This is a genomic window from Variovorax cryoconiti, assembly GCF_051216395.1.
Taxonomy (GTDB): domain Bacteria; phylum Pseudomonadota; class Gammaproteobacteria; order Burkholderiales; family Burkholderiaceae_C; genus Variovorax.
Genome location: NZ_JBPJZI010000002.1, coordinates 460,787 through 476,640, shown reverse-complemented (window position 1 = coordinate 476,640; position 15,854 = coordinate 460,787). Strand labels below are relative to the sequence as shown.

The 15,854-nt window shown below is 66.4% G+C and carries 12 protein-coding genes; 6 read left to right on the top strand and 6 right to left on the bottom strand.

Annotation, left to right across the window (positions count from 1 at the left end; translation table 11 throughout):
- Window positions 1–44: 44 nt before the first annotated feature.
- From ACSFA2_RS06900 to ACSFA2_RS06890, 3 genes are read right to left on the bottom strand one after another with little or no spacing between them, the layout of a single operon-like run.
- Window positions 45–410, bottom strand: coding sequence for a Rieske (2Fe-2S) protein (locus ACSFA2_RS06900; RefSeq protein WP_435454573.1), 366 nt, complete (start codon window positions 408–410; stop codon window positions 45–47).
- A gap of 33 nt (window positions 411–443) precedes the next feature.
- Window positions 444–1,112, bottom strand: coding sequence for an HAD family hydrolase (locus ACSFA2_RS06895; protein WP_435454572.1), 669 nt, complete (start codon window positions 1,110–1,112; stop codon window positions 444–446).
- A complete protein-coding gene (locus ACSFA2_RS06890; RefSeq protein ID WP_435454571.1) occupies window positions 1,109–2,137 on the bottom strand; it encodes an RluA family pseudouridine synthase in 1,029 nt (342 codons plus the stop codon). Before ACSFA2_RS06890 ends, ACSFA2_RS06895 begins: the two co-directional genes overlap by 4 nt.
- Window positions 2,138–2,688: 551 nt before the next feature.
- On the opposite strand from ACSFA2_RS06890, the gene ACSFA2_RS06885 reads away from it, so the two are divergent.
- From ACSFA2_RS06885 to ACSFA2_RS06860, 6 genes are all read left to right on the top strand, one after another.
- A complete protein-coding gene (locus ACSFA2_RS06885; protein ID WP_435454570.1) occupies window positions 2,689–5,748 on the top strand; it encodes an Rne/Rng family ribonuclease in 3,060 nt (1,019 codons plus the stop codon).
- A 449-nt stretch (window positions 5,749–6,197) separates the two neighbouring features.
- Window positions 6,198–6,884 (top strand): sugar transferase, encoded by a 687-nt coding sequence (locus ACSFA2_RS06880; RefSeq protein WP_435454569.1) that lies wholly within the window; start codon window positions 6,198–6,200, stop codon window positions 6,882–6,884.
- 178 nt (window positions 6,885–7,062) lie between these two features.
- Window positions 7,063–8,031 carry a GDP-L-fucose synthase gene (fcl, locus tag ACSFA2_RS06875; protein ID WP_435454997.1) on the top strand — a complete coding sequence of 323 codons (969 nt, stop codon included), beginning with the start codon at window positions 7,063–7,065 and terminating at the stop codon, window positions 8,029–8,031.
- A gap of 21 nt (window positions 8,032–8,052) precedes the next feature.
- Window positions 8,053–9,099 (top strand): hypothetical protein, encoded by a 1,047-nt coding sequence (locus ACSFA2_RS06870; RefSeq protein ID WP_435454568.1) that lies wholly within the window; start codon window positions 8,053–8,055, stop codon window positions 9,097–9,099.
- A complete protein-coding gene (locus ACSFA2_RS06865) occupies window positions 9,096–10,457 on the top strand; it encodes a hypothetical protein (protein WP_435454567.1) in 1,362 nt (453 codons plus the stop codon). The genes ACSFA2_RS06870 and ACSFA2_RS06865 overlap by 4 nt, the downstream gene beginning before the upstream one ends.
- A 42-nt stretch (window positions 10,458–10,499) precedes the next feature.
- Entirely contained in the window at window positions 10,500–11,732 is a 1,233-nt protein-coding gene (locus ACSFA2_RS06860; RefSeq protein ID WP_435454566.1) for a glycosyltransferase WbuB, read from the top strand.
- Between the two features lie 104 nt (window positions 11,733–11,836).
- Here ACSFA2_RS06860 and ACSFA2_RS06855 read toward each other — a convergent pair whose 3' ends face one another.
- Genes ACSFA2_RS06855 through ACSFA2_RS06845 form a run of 3 tightly spaced genes read right to left on the bottom strand, consistent with a single transcriptional unit; the run spans window position 11,837 to window position 15,840 of the window.
- Window positions 11,837–14,095, bottom strand: a complete 2,259-nt coding sequence (locus tag ACSFA2_RS06855; protein WP_435454565.1) for a polysaccharide biosynthesis tyrosine autokinase — start codon at window positions 14,093–14,095, stop codon at window positions 11,837–11,839.
- Window positions 14,095–14,532, bottom strand: a complete 438-nt coding sequence (locus tag ACSFA2_RS06850; RefSeq protein ID WP_435454996.1) for a low molecular weight protein-tyrosine-phosphatase — start codon at window positions 14,530–14,532, stop codon at window positions 14,095–14,097. Before ACSFA2_RS06850 ends, ACSFA2_RS06855 begins: the two co-directional genes overlap by 1 nt.
- 12 nt (window positions 14,533–14,544) lie before the next feature.
- Window positions 14,545–15,840, bottom strand: a complete 1,296-nt coding sequence (locus ACSFA2_RS06845; RefSeq protein ID WP_435454564.1) for a polysaccharide biosynthesis/export family protein — start codon at window positions 15,838–15,840, stop codon at window positions 14,545–14,547.
- Between the last annotated feature and the right edge of the window lie 14 nt (window positions 15,841–15,854).

The window sequence follows — 15,854 nt, the reverse complement described above, 5'->3', positions numbered from 1 at the left end:
GGCCACCTCGCGAGAGGGCCGGGATGGGTCGGAGGGGCGAATTCCTAGAAGGCGATCGGCTGGAGGTTCCAGTCAGTATGCCAGTGCACCACGCCATCTTTCTCGCTCAATTCGATCTTCACGAGCCCGCCGCGGCACGGCCCACCCTCGCAGGCGCCGGTGTCCGGGCGGTAGGCAGCACCGTGGGTGGCGCACAACAGCCACTGGCCGGTGTCATCGAAGAATCGGTCGGCCTGGTAGTCCATCTCCATCGCGATGTGGCTGCAGCGGTTGAGATAGGCATGGGGCAAGCCTTCGAAACGCACCGCGAAGGCTCGACAGGTTTCTCCGCCGTGAACCACGTCGAAGGGGACGGCCAGGCCGCCTTCGACCAGATCGGACGAGTTGCACAGCGCAATGATGTCGGTCATGGACAGATCCTGAAGACGCGGGTTCGGCCCGGCTCAGGCATTGCCGAGCAGCCAGCCGGACAAATCGTCGACCGAATGGGCGATGTGCAGCGGGTTCAGAGGCTCGAAGCTGTCCGGCTCGTGCGCCCCGTAGCTCACGGCCACACTGGCGCAACCGGCATTGATCGCCAACTGGAGGTCGTGCGTGGTGTCGCCGATCATCAGCGTGCGTTCGGGCGGCACGACCAGCTCCTCCATCAGTTCAAGCAGCATGCGCGGATGCGGCTTGCCGTGGGTTTCGTCGGCCGTGCGGGAGCTGTCGAAGCGATGGCGCATCGGCGCGCCGGCCAGCGCCTCGTTCAGGCCGCGCCGGGACTTGCCCGTCGCGACGGCCAGCAGATGGCCGCGCGCCTTGAGCGCATCGAGCATCGGCAACACGCCGTCGAAGAGCATCACGTCGTCCTGATGCTGCAGGTAGTGATAGCGGTAGCGCGCGCCCAGCTCGGGGTATTTTTCGCGCGGCACGTCGGGTGCGGCACGCGCCAGCGCCTCGGCCAGACCCAGGCCGATCACCCAGGCGGCGTCGCGTTCGCTCGGCATGGCGCCGCCGACATCGACCACGGCGGACTGGATGCAGCGCGCGATGAGCTGCGTGGAGTCGTAGAGCGTGCCGTCCCAGTCGAAGACGATCAGGTCGAAACGGCGCGGGGAGGATGCGATCATGGAGAGGAAATCGAAAACGGGATGGCCAGGGCGGCCGTGGCGAACGGCGGCATCAGGGTGGCGAGTTCCGGCGGCAGGTCGGCCTGGAGCGCGGTTCGCTCGCCGGTCGCAGGGTGGTTGAACTGGAGCCGCCACGCATGCAGAAACATGCGCTTGAGGCCCCGTTTTTGCAAGGTCCGGTTGCGTTCGAACTGGCCGTACTTGTCGTCGCCCGCAATCGGGTGCCCGGCCGAGGCCAGATGCACGCGGATCTGGTGCGTCCGCCCGGTCTTGATGGTGACGGCCAACAGCGACATCGGCGTCGCGTCGCCGGGCAGGGTCACCGCCGCCAGTATGCGTACCAGTGTGATGGCATGCATTGCGTCCGGATGGTCCTTGGCGACGACGCGCACGCGGCGCTCGCCGTCGGGCAACAGGTACTTGGCCAAGGGCGCATCCAGCACCTTCTTGTTGGCGGGCCAGACGCCCTCGACCAGGGCCAGGTAGGTCTTGCCGGTCTCGCGCTCGCGGAACTGGTCCTGCAGCGCCGTGAGCGCGCTGCGCTTCTTGGCCACCAGCAGGATGCCCGAGGTCTCCCGGTCCAGGCGATGCACCAGCTCGAGGAACTTCGCCTGGGGACGGGCGGTGCGCAATTGCTCGATGACACCGAAGCTCACGCCGCTGCCGCCATGGACCGCCACGCCGGCGGGCTTGTCGATGGCGATCAACGCGTCGTCTTCATGGAGAAGCGGGAACTCGCGGGCCGGCGCCGGCGGCGTGGCACCCTCCTCCGACCGCGCCGCCACACGCACCGGCGGCAGCCGCAGCACGTCGCCGGCCGCGACGCGAGTGTCGGCCTGGGCGCGGCCCTTGTTGATGCGGACCTCGCCCGACCGGATGATCCGGTAGACGTGCGTCTTCGGCACACCCTTGAGTTGACGGAACAGGAAGTTGTCCAGCCTCTGACCCGCCGATTCTTCATCGACTGTCATAAAACGTACTTCGGACGCGCCGGGCTCCGGCTTCGCACCTATAATGTTTTTCACCAGCGCGGTCTTGTAAGTGCTTGATTAAACAGAAGTTTAGAGCACCGCCGGAGCCGCTGGAAGGTCGATGCCACTTGGGTGCTCGAGCCTGCAAACCCCGCGCTAGAGCGCAAAGTGGCAGGCCAGGCGCACAAGTCAAGCCGACGCCCACGAAACACCGATACGGAATACCCAGCCGGCAGGCTCCAAGCGGCCGGCGGATCGAAGCGAGTTCTCTTGTGTTGATGCTGTTGATTCAACTGTGCCTGCGCTGGCCCACCTGGCTGTTGCCAGCGGCCCGCGGCATCGGATCGGCAGCGGCCCGTGCAGCCCCTGTTGCGCAGCCCGCCACCCACAACGTGGCGCGTCAACACCACATCGGGCTCGCGCCCATCCATGCGCCCCCTCCCCCACTGTCATTGAGCTGACGCTCTGGTCGGCCGACTGCGTTTGCGCGGCGTCCGGCAGGATGGTGAAGGAATAGCGGCAATTCCCCTGGTTTCGCAGGCGTCGTCCGTGCATCGTTGGCCCGTCATGGGCCGGTAGAACGATACATACAAGGACAACGCATCATGAAGCGGATGCTGATCAATGCCACGCAGGCCGAAGAACGCCGCCTGGCCATCGTCGACGGGCAGAAGCTCCTCGACTACGAGATCGAGATCGAAGGGCGCGAACAGCGCAAGGGCAACATTTACAAAGCGGTCGTCACGCGCGTCGAGCCCTCGCTCGAAGCCTGTTTCGTCGACTACGGCGAAGACCGCCACGGCTTCCTGCCGTTCAAGGAAATCTCCAAGCAGTACTTCGCCGAGGGCGTGTCGGCCAGCCAGGCCCGCATCCAGGATGCGATCCGCGAAGGCCAGGAATTGACCGTCCAGGTCGAGAAAGAAGAGCGCGGCAACAAGGGGGCGGCGCTGACCACCTTCGTGTCGCTGGCCGGCCGCTACGTCGTTCTGATGCCGAACAACCCGCGCGGCGGCGGCGTCTCGCGTCGCATCGAGGGCGACGACCGGGCCGAGCTCAAGGAAGCGATGGACCAGCTCGAGTACCCGAAGGGCATGAGCATCATCGCGCGCACCGCCGGCATCGGCCGCGCGGCGCCCGAACTCCAGTGGGACCTGAACTACCTGCTCAAGCTCTGGACCGCCATCGACGGCGCCGCCAAGGGCGGCAAGGGCGCCTTCCTGATCTACCAGGAATCGTCGCTGGTCATCCGCGCCATCCGTGATTACTTCAATCACGACATCGGCGACATCCTGATCGACACCGACGACATCTACGAGCAGGCGCAGCAGTTCATGGCGCACGTCATGCCCGAGCATGCCGCCCGCGTGAAGCGCTACCGCGACGACGCGGCGCTGTTCAGCCGCTTCCAGATCGAGCACCAGATCGAATCGGCCTACGCCCGCACGGTGCAACTGCCCTCCGGCGGCGCCATCGTGATCGACCACACCGAAGCGCTGGTGTCGATCGACGTCAACTCGGCGCGCGCCATCAAGGGCGGCGACATCGAAGAAACCGCCACCCGCACCAACCTCGAAGCCGCCGACGAAGTGGCGCGCCAGATGCGCCTGCGCGACCTGGGCGGCCTGATCGTCATCGACTTCATCGACATGGACGAGTCGAAGAACCGCCGCGAAGTCGAAAGCCGCCTGCGCGACGCGCTGCGGCAAGACCGCGCCCGGGTGCAGTTCGGCTCGATCAGCAAGTTCGGCCTGATGGAGATGAGCCGCCAGCGCCTGAAGCCGGCCCTGTCGGAAGGTTCGTCGATCCCCTGCCCCCGTTGCGGCGGCTCGGGCCACATTCGCGACACCGAATCCAGCGCCCTCCAGATCCTGCGGATCATTCAAGAGGAATGCCTGAAGGACAACACGGCCGCCGTGCACGTGCAGGTGCCGGTCGAGGTCGCCTCGTTCCTGCTGAACGAAAAGCGACCCGAGATCGCCAAGATCGAGCTCAAGCAGCGCGTCACCGTGCTGATGGTGCCGAACAAGACCTTCGAGACGCCCCACTACAAGCTCGAACGCCTGAAGCACGACGACCCGCGCCTCGACCACATCGAAGCCAGCTACAAGATGGCTGACGAGGTGGAAGACCCGACGTCGGTCACCCGCCGCTCGCAGGAACCGACCAACCGGCAGACGCCGGTGATCAAGGGCGTGCTGCCGGACGCCCCGGCGCCCGTGGTGCCCGCAAAGCCCGAAGCCGCTCAGGCGCCGACCCCCGTCGCCGCCGCTGTGACGCCGCCCGCCCCCGTGGCTGCGCCGGCGCCAGCACCGGCCGAGCGCGGCTTCTTCGGCTTCATCAAGAGCCTGTTCGGCGGCGGTGCTACGTCACCTGCACAGGCACCGGCGAAGACGCCCGCCAGCGCCATTCCCGTGGAAGCCCCCAAGCCCGTGCGCCGCGAGGGTCGCGGCGGCCGCGACGGTGAATCCCGCGCCGCACGCGACGGCGAACAACGCCGCGGTGGACGTGGAGAGGGCCGCGGAGACCGTGGTGAAGGCCGCGGCGGCCGTGATGGCGAGCAGCGCCGCGGTGGGCGCGGTGGTGAACGCCGCAACGGCGAGCGCAGCACCGAAGCACGCAGCGACGCGCCGGTACGCGAAGCCCGTGAACCGCGTGAGCCTCGTGAACCGCGCGAAGGCCGCGGCCCGCGCGACGGCGAGCAACGCCGCAACGGACGCGGCGAGCGTCGTGACACCGATCGTCCAGTGTCGCTGGAAGGCACCGAGGGCTTGCAGGATCAGTTGCCGACACTGGTTGCCGAAGGCGACAACGTCCCTGCCCCGGTCGAGCGCGCACCGCGCGGCCGAGGCGAACGGCGCGAGCGTGGTGAACGCAACGGCGAAGCACGGGAACGCGGCAACGGCGACATGCCAGCGCGCGCGCTCGACGGCGAAACCCCGTCTGCCGACGCTGCAGCGTCGGAGCGTGGCCCCCGCGAAGAGCGCGCACCGCGCGGCGAAGGCCGCCGCGAGCGCCGTGGCGGCGAAGGCACCGTCCGTTCGGACAGCCAGGCCGGCCAAACGGCCGATCTGCCATCGGACGGGCTCGAGACGAGCCAGGACGCCGCCATGCCCTCGGTCGACCCGTCGGCGCGCCGCGATGGCGACGAGCGGCGTGGCCGAACGCGCGACCGCTACGGCCGCGACCGTCGCGAACGCGCACCGCGCGAAGGTGACGACGCCGGCGTGACGCCGCCCCCCGAGGCAGACGGCGTGGAAGCCGAGGCGCCCGCGGTGGCGGCCCCCGTCGAGGCTCGCGCCGAAGTGACTCCGCCAGCGCGTCGTGCCGAACCCGCATCTCGCCCGGTCGCTCCACCCGTCGCCGTCGAAGCAGCGCCGTCCAGCGATGGCCGGCGTCCGCTGCCCAAGGTGCAGCCTTTCGAACTGCCGCTGGCCGACCTCGCCCAGGTCGCCGAGGGCTCGGGCCTGCATTGGGTGAATTCCGACGCCGAGCGCGTCGCGCAGGTGCGTGCGGCGATCGCCGACGAGCCCAAGCCGATCCATGTGTCGCGCGAGCGCCCGCCGGCGACCGTCATCGATGACGGCCCACTGGTCCTGGTCGAGACCCGCCGCAATCTGGCGGCGACCACGTTGCCGTTCGAACGCGAGGCCGGCGACAACCGCTGAGTCCCGCTGGAGGCCGCTGCAATGGCGGCCTCCTTTCTTTCTTCTTGCAGAGGGTCCGACCGCTTCCGTCCGGATGCGCGGTTGCGACTCTTTCGCCCTGTCCGTCAGCCGATCCAGCGCTGCGACACATTCAATTCCTGTCCATCACACCGTCACAACCAGGGCGCCATTCGTTCGTGCATCGTTGTTTGCGTGTCTTCATGTATCCGTCAGCCGAAAGAATTACTTTCATGCCTAGAATGCTGCACCGCACAAACACAGGTGACGTGAAGTAGTGCACGGTTTTGCATTCAGCAGAAAGGCGTACGGCTTTTGCCGACACGACAAACTAGAACCAATGTGTTCAAATTCTTGCCAATAGTATTAAAGCGTTACGCTGCTTCCGCCGTGAAGTAGCCCCCAAGGGGAAATCCATGTTTCGTACCGATTCGACTGCGCAAGGAAATCTGATGCGGCGTCATCCAGGCGGCGGCGAGCCCTCGTCCCCGATCCCCATCACGGCTTCGCCACGTCAGCTGACCCGTGTCCAGCGGGGCATCAAGCGGAGCGTCGACATCCTCGCCGCGCTGGTGTTTTTCGCCCTGTTCGGCCCGCTGTACCTCGCCGTGGCCCTCGGCGTCGCCATCAGCATGGGGCGCCCGGTGCATTTCTGGCAGGTCCGGATCGGCGAAGGCGGCCAGCGCTTTCGCTTCTACAAGTTCCGTTCGATGGTGCGCGACTCCGAGACCATCCTGGACGACTACCTCAGCAAGAACGATGCAGCCCGCACCCAGTGGGACACCTTTCAGAAGCTTGAAAAAGACCCGCGCATCACGCCGCTGGGCCGGATCATCCGGAAGATCAGCCTGGACGAACTGCCCCAGTTCTGGAACGTGCTCAAGGGCGACATGAGCCTGATCGGGCCCCGGCCCTGCATGGAGCGCCAGCGAAGCCTCTACGGCCGCCACTGGGAACACTACTGCGCCATGCGACCGGGGATCACCGGGCTCTGGCAGGTCAGCGGCCGCAACCGGCTGTCCTACGCCCAGCGCGTGGAACTGGACGCGCACTACGTCAACAACTGGTCGCTCTGGCTGGACCTCAAGATCCTCGCGAAGACTGCCAAGGCGGTGATCTCGGGCGAGGGTTCGCGCTGAGCGTTCAGTCGGTCTTCTGGCCGCTGGTTGACAAAAATGGGATGATGCACTCTGTGCGTCGTGCACTACGCCGTGCACCATCCTCAGTCATTTTTCCTTGCGACTTGCGCGGTGAATCTTGTCCGCCAATGAGCGGCGGACACTCCAAGTTTTCCTCGTACGCCGCGACCTCACTCTCATGAACCAACTTGATACGCCCATCTATGTGGCCGGCCATCGCGGCATGGTGGGAAGTGCCATCGTCCGCCTCCTCGAAACTCAGGGTCACACCCGAATCATCACCCGCACGCGTGCCGAACTGGACCTGACGGACCAAGCCGCCGTGCGGGCATTCATGGTTCAGGAGAAGCCAGAACAGGTGTATCTAGCCGCCGCCAAGGTCGGCGGCATCCACGCCAACAACACGTATCCCGCAGAGTTTCTATACGCGAATCTGATGCTGGAAGCCAACGTGATTCACGAATCTTGGCGCAACGGCGTAAAGGGGCTGCTGTTCCTCGGTTCAAGCTGTATCTACCCCCGGCTCGCCCCGCAGCCGATGGCCGAAGACGCGCTGCTCACCGGCAAGCTGGAGCCGACCAACGAGCCCTACGCCATCTCCAAGATCGCCGGGATCAAGCTCTGCGAAAGCTACAACCGCCAGTACGGCACCGACTACCGCAGCGTGATGCCGACCAACCTGTACGGGCCCGGCGACAACTACCACCCGGACAACAGCCACGTGCTGCCGGCGCTCATCCGTCGCTTTCACGAGGCCCGCGAAACCAACGCAGCCGATGTCGTCATCTGGGGCACCGGTCAGGCCAAGCGCGAATTCCTCTACGTCGACGACATGGCGGCAGCCTGCGTGCACGTCATGAACCTCGAGCCGCAGCGCTATGCCGGTTGCACCGAGCCGATGAACAGCCACATCAATGTCGGCAGCGGCGAGGACCAGTCCATCGCCGATCTCGCGCGCCTGGTCGGCGACGTCATCGGCTACCAGGGCGAGATCCGCATGGACACCAGCAAGCCCGACGGCGCGCCGCGCAAGCTGCTCGACATCACGCGGATGCGGGCACTGGGCTGGGCGCCGCAGGTCGGACTGCGCGAGGGGATCGAACGCGCCTACCAGGACTTTCTTTCGCGCGTGCCCGTGGCCGCGTGACCGGAATCGCTCACACTGCTCATGCAAGCCACTTCACTCTCGGTGATTCCGCCCGGCGGCGGCGGTGTGCGCGACTACGCGTCCGTGCTCGGCGGGTCGCTCGACGCCCCGATCCAGGAACTGACGGCACAGACCGACACGCGCGGATGGTCGGGCGACATGCTGCTGCTCCACTTCAGCGGCTACGGCTTTCAGAAGCGCGGCGTGCCGACCTGGTTGTTGAGCGAGACGAAGCGTCTTCGCACGCGCTTCAAGGTCTTCGGTGTGGTCTTCCACGAGCTGTACGCCTCCGGCCCGCCCTGGGGTTCGGCCTTCTGGCTGAGCGGTATCCAGAAGCGCATCGCACGTGACCTGCTCGATCAAGCCGACTTCTGGCTCACCAACCGAGAGCTTGCAGCGCAGTGGCTGCGCTCGCACAACGCGAGCGCGCCGCACCGCGTGCTGCCGGTGTTCTCCAACGTGGGCGAACCCGAGGTGCTGGACAACGAACGGGAGGCCTCGATCGTCGTGTTCGGCAGCGAAGCGATCCGCTCGCAGTCCTACGTTTTTGGCGACGGCGAGATCTTCCGCTTTGCCAAACGCCACAACCTGCGGATTCACGACATCGGCAAACCGATGCAGGATGCGACGCTGGCGAATTCACTCGCCGACGCCGATGTGGTCCGACACGGCATGCTGCCCTCCGAGCAGGTGAGCCAGGCCCTGGCCACGGCGCGCTTCGGCGTTCTGTCCTATCCGGCCGACTATGCGGGCAAGAGCGGCATCTTCGCGGCCTACGCCGCACACGGCACCTGTCCCATCATGCTCTGGCCCGAGCTGGCGGCACACGACGGCATGCAGCCCAATGTGCACTACGCCGCGGGCTTCGGCGCGCTCGACGGCACGAAGAATCTGGATCCCTGGCTCATCGGGCGTGCCGCACGGCGGTGGTATGAACCGCACTGCGCCGCTGCCCACACCGCCGCCCTTCAGGCGCTGTGCAACGAGGCACGAGCCGGTACGCTGGTCGGGCAGCATCCGACGACCGCGTCCGACACTGCCGTGCGCAGCACGAAGGTTCTGCAATGAGCAGCCACGCCCCCAGCCATCGCCATCACGTCGCCACGCGCGCCGCGCGCCGCCCCACGACGACGCTCAGCCGCGCAGGCCGCGTCTTCCTGGCGGTCTTCCTGATCGTGGCCTTCGAAGGCGCCATCCGCAAGTGGGTGGCCTCCTCGTCCACCCTGCCACTCATCCTGCTGCGTGACCTGCTGGCGGTCTACCTGGTGCTGCACGCCTGGCGGGGCGGCCACCTTCGCCGCTATCCCAAGGTGGTGACGGCCATGCTCGCCTGGACCTTGCTGGTGATCGGGTGGGGCCTGATGCAACTGGTCGGCGGCGAGAGCTCACCGACCGTCTTCGTCATCGGCCTGCGCTTCTGGTTGCTGTACATCTGGTTTGCCGTGGCCGCTGCCGCGTCGATGACCGAGGCCGACTTCAACGCGGCCGTCCGCATGGCCGTTCTGGTCATGATCGTCCTGGCGCCCCTGGCGGTGCTGCAGCACTATTCGCCGCCAGGCGCCGCCATCAACCGCCAGCTGGACGGCGACGAGGATACGGTCTTCGTCGCGATCGCCGGCGTGGTACGGACCACGGGCACCTTCAGCTTCACCTCCGGCTACTCGGCCTACCTCCTCATGGTCGCGCCGGCCGTGTTCGCGCTCCTGGGCGCACGCAAGCGCACGAACCTCCAACGATTGTTCGCACTGACCGGCTTCGGGGCCTTCATTGTCGGCAGCGTGGTCAGCGGTTCGCGCGCAGGCGTGATTTCGGCCGGCGTGATGCTCGGCGCCTACCTGATCGCACGGCTCGTCTTCGCCAGAACGCGCGACAAGCCGGCCGCCCTCGGCGCTGCGCTGGTGGCAGCGGTGCTCGCCGCCGGATTCCTCTTCTTCTTCTCCGACGCGATCCTGGTCACGCAGCAGCGCTTCGAGCAGGCCGCCTCGGACGAGGACTTCTGGGAACGTCTGCTGGCGACCTTCATCGGCGAACCGCGGGTGCTCGCCCAAACGACCTGGCTCGGCAAGGGCTTGGGAGCCGGCTCGAATCTGGCCGCCTCCCTGTACCGCGGCGGCGCGAACTTCGCGCTGGCCGAATCCGAAACGGGCCGGATCGTCCTGGAAGGGGGCCTGCTCGGCTTTGCCTTCGTGGCACTCAAACTCGCCGTGCTGGTCGGTGGCCTGGCCTACGCGCTGCGCTTGTCGATCCTTCGGCACACTGCCTTTCCCATGGTGCTGTGGATCGCCGTGGTGGTGGGCCTGATGACCTGGCCGGCCATTGGTCAGCTGACGGCCAACGCACTGCTCGGCGTGCTGCTGGGATACTTCCTCCTCCTCTTCCGATATCCGTCGGGCGACTTCTTCTCGACGCGTTCTTCGTCCCCGTGAGACAGGCGGGCCGGACGCCGGGTCTCACGCTCCCTCACATCGATGAAACTCCTCGTCTACGGCATCAACTTCGCACCCGAACTCACAGGCATCGGCAAGTACACCGGCGACATGGTCGCCTGGCTGGTCGAGCGTGGCCATGACGTGCGGGTCGTCACCGCACCGCCGTACTACCCCGACTGGCAAGTCCGCACCGGCTACAGCGGCACCCGCTACACGCGTGAGGAATGGCAGGGCGCCCAGGTCTTCCGCACGCCGCTGTGGGTGCCCCGCAAGGTCAACGGCACTCGCCGCCTGCTGCATCTGGCGAGCTTCGCGATCGCCAGCATCCCGGCACTCCTGGCGCAATGGCGCTGGAAACCCGACGTGGTCTGGATGACCGAGCCACCGCTCTTCTGCTCGCCGGCGGGCCTGCTGTTCGCCCGCATGCGGTCGGCCCGCAGTTGGCTGCACATCCAGGACTACGAGGTCGATGCCGCTTTCGAATTGGGTCTGCTCAAGGGCGAGCGCCTGCGTTCGATCGTGAGCAGCGGCGAACGCTACCTGATGCAGCGCTTCGACCGTGTCTCGACGATCTCGCAGCGCATGCTGGAACGTGCGCGCAGCAAAGGGGTCACCTCCGAACGGCTGCTGTCCTTTCCCAACTGGGCCGATGTCTCGGCCATCCGGCCGCTGTCCAGTCCCAGCCCCTACCGGCGCGAACTCGGCATCCCCGACGATGCGGTCGTCGCGCTGTACTCGGGCAACATGGGTGCCAAGCAAGGCCTGGAATTGCTCGCCGACCTGGCCCTGCAGACGCGCAGTGATCCGAACATCGTTTTCGTCTTCTGTGGCAATGGTGCTGGGCGCGAGGGGCTGATGGCACGGTGCGCCGGCCTGCGCAACGTGCATTTCCTGGACCTCCAGCCGGTCGACCGACTGGGCGAACTGCTCGGGCTGGCCGACGTGCACCTGCTGCCCCAACGTGCCGACGCAGCCGACCTGGTCATGCCCTCGAAACTCACCGGCATGCTCAGCAGCGGCCGCCCGGTGCTGGCCGGCGCCCGACCCGAGACCGAGCTGGGGCAAGTGGTCGCGCAATGCGGCCGCATCGTGCCACCGGAAGACGCCACCGCCTTCGCCGCCGCTTTGCAGGCGCTGGCCGCCGATGCGCCGCTGCGCCGCACCCTCGGCGAGCGCGCCCGTCGCTTTGCTGAAGAACATGTGGCCCGCGACGCCGTGCTGGCGCGCTTCGAACGCGACCTGATGGACTGCATCGCGCCACGATCTCGATGAGGCGTCGCCGCGCAGCTCCATGAAAAAGGACCGCCTCGGCGGTCCTTTTGTCTGGCACCTGCGCGCCTTGTGGCATGCCATGGCATCGCGGCCACGGCGCCTCGTTACTGCTCGTCCGGCAGGATGCTCTCGTAGTTGTAGTTCGTGTAGCGATAGCGCCCGTACTTGTAGGCACTGTAGGCCCGCTTGTCCACATTCATGGCATTCAGCAACACGCCTGTGGCGGCCCGTCCGCCCAGCGACAGACGGCGCACGCTCTCTTTGAGTTCGCCCATCGTCGACTGGTCCGCTCGCGCCACCAGCAGAACCGTGCCGGCATGCATCGCCACCGTCATCGTGTCGGCCGCCACCAGCACCGGCGGTGTATCGATGACCACCAGGTCATAGAGCTCGGACAGACGCTCCAGCGTCGCCTTGAACGATTCCGACACCAGCAGTTCCGACGGGTTCGGCGGCAACTGGCCGGTGGCCAGGAAGTCGAGGTCGGGAACGACCTGGCGATGCACCGTCTGCTGCACCGTCAGGCTGCCCGCGATGAGTTCCGACAGGCCGCCATGACGCTGAAGCCCGAAGTACTGATGGGCGTGACCGCGACGCAGGTCGGCATCGATCAGCAGCGTGCGCTTGCCCGCCGCAGCCATGAGCGCCGCGAAGTTCGCCGAGACGAAGCTCTTGCCCAGGCCCGGCGTCGCGCCGGTGATCAGCACACGGTTGTTGGGCGATTCGAGCATCGCGAACTGCATGGCCGTGCGCAGGCTGCGCAGGCTTTCGACGGCCGGGTCGTCCGGATGCTCGATCGCGAGCAGCCGCACGCCGGTGGCGCCGGTGAGGCGACGCTTGGCGATCGCATCCTGGGCATTGCTCATCGGGATCGTGGAGAACACCGGCAGGCCCGTGTGCGTTTCGACCTCGTGCGGATCGCGAATGCGCTGCTCGATGAAGGCGTTGCGCAGGAAGGCAACGACGATACCGAGGAACAGCCCCAGTGCCAGCGCAGCGCCGACGATGACCTTGCGGTTGGGCTTGACCGGCACCTCCGGCACCACGGCCTCGTCCAGCACGCGCACGTTGCCGACCTTGCCTTCCTTGACCAGGCGCAGTTGCAGCGCGTTGTTCAACAGCGACTGGTACAGCTCGGTGTTGACCTTCACGTCACGCTCCATGCGCACGGCTTCCTGCTGGATGGCCGGCAGCCCCTTGATGCGCGTCTGGATGTTCGCGATTTCGCGCTGCAGCGCGGCGATCTGCGTGTCGAGGGTCTGCACCGACGGATGCGCGGCCGTGAAGCGGCTCTCGAGTTCCCGGCGACGCTGCTGGGCATCCAGCAGACGGGTTTGCCGATCGACGGATTCAGTCAGGACCGCAGTGGCTTCCTCGTTGAACGCCACGGTGGCCTTCTGGTTGCGAAAGCGGTTGTAGACCTCTTCCGATGCCTCCAGCTGCTTCTTGAACAGCGGCAGTTGCACATCCAGGAACGCCAGGGTCTTCTGGGCCTCGGCTGCCTTGCGCTCGATGTTCTGGCGAACGTACTGCGCGCCGACGGCATTCAGCACCCGCGTGATCTTGTAGGGGTCGCTGCCCATCATCGACACGGCGATGATGCCGGAGGTCTTGCCTCGCTCACTCAGCGCCAGCTCGGACTGCACGCCGGAGACGGTCGGCAATTTGCCCGATCGCACCAGGTCGAACTCGGCACCCGGTTTCCCAGCGAGCTGGTCGACTTGCAAGGTGATCGGGCCCTCTTCGGTCTGCGCATTGAGCACCGAGCCCACCGTACCGGTCAACGGCGTCGCCAGACGCGGATGCTCCAGCGTGTACTGCCCGCCACCCTTGGCCGTCACCCGGAACAGCGCGCCTTCGAGCGGGGCGGGCACGTCGAACTGCGACACGACGATGCGCTCCATGCCCGACACGTAACCCTGGAAGCCCAGGAAGCCGGGGTCGGACAGCGCGTTGGAACGACGGGCCAGCCAGCCACCGATGTAGGGGATGTAGCGCGGGCTCCCCGAGATGTAGAGCTTGGTCGCCTCCACCGCCGGCGCCACCACCATCCGCGAACGGATGATTTCCATCTCGGCGCTGGTCGGCGTGCGCACGTCGAACAATCCTGCCGCCTCGCCCAGCACGCCCTTGCTGGCGCCGCCTTCGGTGTCCTCGACCTGGATCAGCACTTCGGTCTGATAGACCGGACGCTCCATGAGCGCATAGGCCGTGCCGATCGCGAGCACCACCAGGGTGATGGCGAGAATCAGCCACTTGTGCGCCAGCAGCACGTCGACATAGCGGCCGACGTCGAGATCGCCGTCGTCATCGACGGCGTTGGACGGGACAGCGCTGGTGGAATGGGGAAAGGTGGAATTCATCAGCTGGACACTCTTGAAATGCGTTGGACCCACTGCTGCGCGCCGTTCTCGATGAGCGCGAAGGACGTGCGAAAGGCGCTGTCACCGGCGCGGTACGGATCGGGCACGTCTTGGCCGGAGCGTTCGCACAGGCGAAACACGCGGCCGAGGGCAAAGGGATAGCGCTGCTCGATCTCGCGGCGCTGCCCGCCGTCCATCACGAGAATGAGATCGGCACGCCGGCACATGTCGCTCTGGATCTGCTGGGCGCGATGCGCATCGATGCTGAGCCCGCGCTCTTTCATGAGCGCGCAGGCGATCGGATCGGCGCCCTGCCCGACCAGCGCACCCAGGCCCGCCGAGGTGACCTGGCGATCGGGCAAGGCGGCCCTCACCAGGCCTTCGGCCATGGGACTGCGGCAGATGTTTCCGATGCACACGATCAGGATGTTCCGGATGGACACGATCGCTCAGTTCGTCGCGCCGCCGACCGGCCGGCTCAGTTCACGCACGGACGTGGCGGTGGTCGTGGACGGGAGGATGAGACTGATCACGCGGTTCCAGCGCACCAGCGGCACCGGATCGACGAAGACCACGTCCTTGGGACGCAGCGCGAACTGGTCGGCCAGCGCCAGCGCCATTGGCGTGCGCGCGTCCAGATGGAACAGCGACCGGCCGCCCTTCGGTTCGTTGCGCACCACGTAGATCTGACGCGGGTTCGCCTGGCTCAGGTTCACCCCACCGGCTTCGCTCAGCGCATCGTTGAGGCTCAAACGGCCGTTGCGCATCGGGATCGCGGCTTGCTGGCTCACCTCGCCCATCACCGTCACCTTGCGTTCGTCACGGCCGCGCACCATCACCAGATCGCCGTTCTTGAGCGGAATACGGGTCGGGTCGACACCCGCTTCGGTCAGGGCCACCAGATCGAGCGGAATCGTGTTGCCGTTGCGCGTGAGCGTGACCAGGGAACGATCCCCGTTGGCCGAGAGTCCGCCGGCGCGGTTGAGCGCTTCGGCCAGGGTCATCGGGATGTCGGTGAACACCATCAGGCCCGGCGCGCGCACTTCACCTTCGATGTAGGCGCGCTTGCTGCGGAACGCGGTCACGCGCACGCTGAGTTGCGGGTTCTTGAAAACGCGGGACAGGCGGCGCACCAGCATGTCCTCGAGTTCCTGGATGGTCATGCCTGCAGCGGTGACAGCCCCGGCATACGGGAAGGTCAGCTGCCCGGTGTTGGACACGATGAAGCCCGGTGCCGGCGAAATGCTGGCCGAGTCGGCGACGGTCGTGGCTGGCGTGGCGCTGAACGCGATCTCGGGGTGGTCGTAGACTACGATCCCCACCACATCGCCCGCGCCGATGCGGTATTGCTCGGCCACGCCGATCAGGGCCTGGACCTCTGGTGGGACGGGCCTGACCGCGTTGTCACGCTGCGCCTGGATCAGTGCAGGGGTGATCGCCGTCAGGGCGCCAGCCGGGGGCGGATCCTCATTGGGTCCCGAAAATCCTGACGGCGACACGGCTTGATCGGCATCGCCGCTGGCCGAACTGAAGCCCGGCCCCAACGGGGCACAGCCCTGCAGCAACAACGCTGCAGAAGTGAACAAGGCGGCATGTACTAAAAAACTTTTCAAACCTGGCTCCGCGTTGACCAAAATGAATACTTTTGGAAACAGTTCGTACTGTACCTCAGCTCCAGACCCGCGCTTGAATTGTTTCTGGCCGTACCTCTTCTGACATGCGACTAAACCCGTGAAAAATTGCACGGCGCCCCGGTTTC

Excerpts from the sequence above, each read along its gene's own strand:
- ACSFA2_RS06900 (WP_435454573.1), bottom strand. The coding sequence starts at position 410 with ATGACCGACATCATTGCGCTGTGCAACTCGTCCGATCTGGTCGAAGGC.
- ACSFA2_RS06895 (WP_435454572.1), bottom strand. The coding sequence starts at position 1,112 with ATGATCGCATCCTCCCCGCGCCGTTTCGACCTGATCGTCTTCGACTGG.
- ACSFA2_RS06885 (WP_435454570.1), top strand. The coding sequence starts at position 2,689 with ATGAAGCGGATGCTGATCAATGCCACGCAGGCCGAAGAACGCCGCCTG.
- ACSFA2_RS06880 (WP_435454569.1), top strand. The coding sequence starts at position 6,198 with ATGCGGCGTCATCCAGGCGGCGGCGAGCCCTCGTCCCCGATCCCCATC.
- fcl (WP_435454997.1), top strand. The coding sequence starts at position 7,063 with ATGAACCAACTTGATACGCCCATCTATGTGGCCGGCCATCGCGGCATG.
- ACSFA2_RS06870 (WP_435454568.1), top strand. The coding sequence starts at position 8,053 with ATGCAAGCCACTTCACTCTCGGTGATTCCGCCCGGCGGCGGCGGTGTG.
- ACSFA2_RS06865 (WP_435454567.1), top strand. The coding sequence starts at position 9,096 with ATGAGCAGCCACGCCCCCAGCCATCGCCATCACGTCGCCACGCGCGCC.
- ACSFA2_RS06860 (WP_435454566.1), top strand. The coding sequence starts at position 10,500 with ATGAAACTCCTCGTCTACGGCATCAACTTCGCACCCGAACTCACAGGC.
- ACSFA2_RS06855 (WP_435454565.1), bottom strand. The coding sequence starts at position 14,095 with ATGAATTCCACCTTTCCCCATTCCACCAGCGCTGTCCCGTCCAACGCC.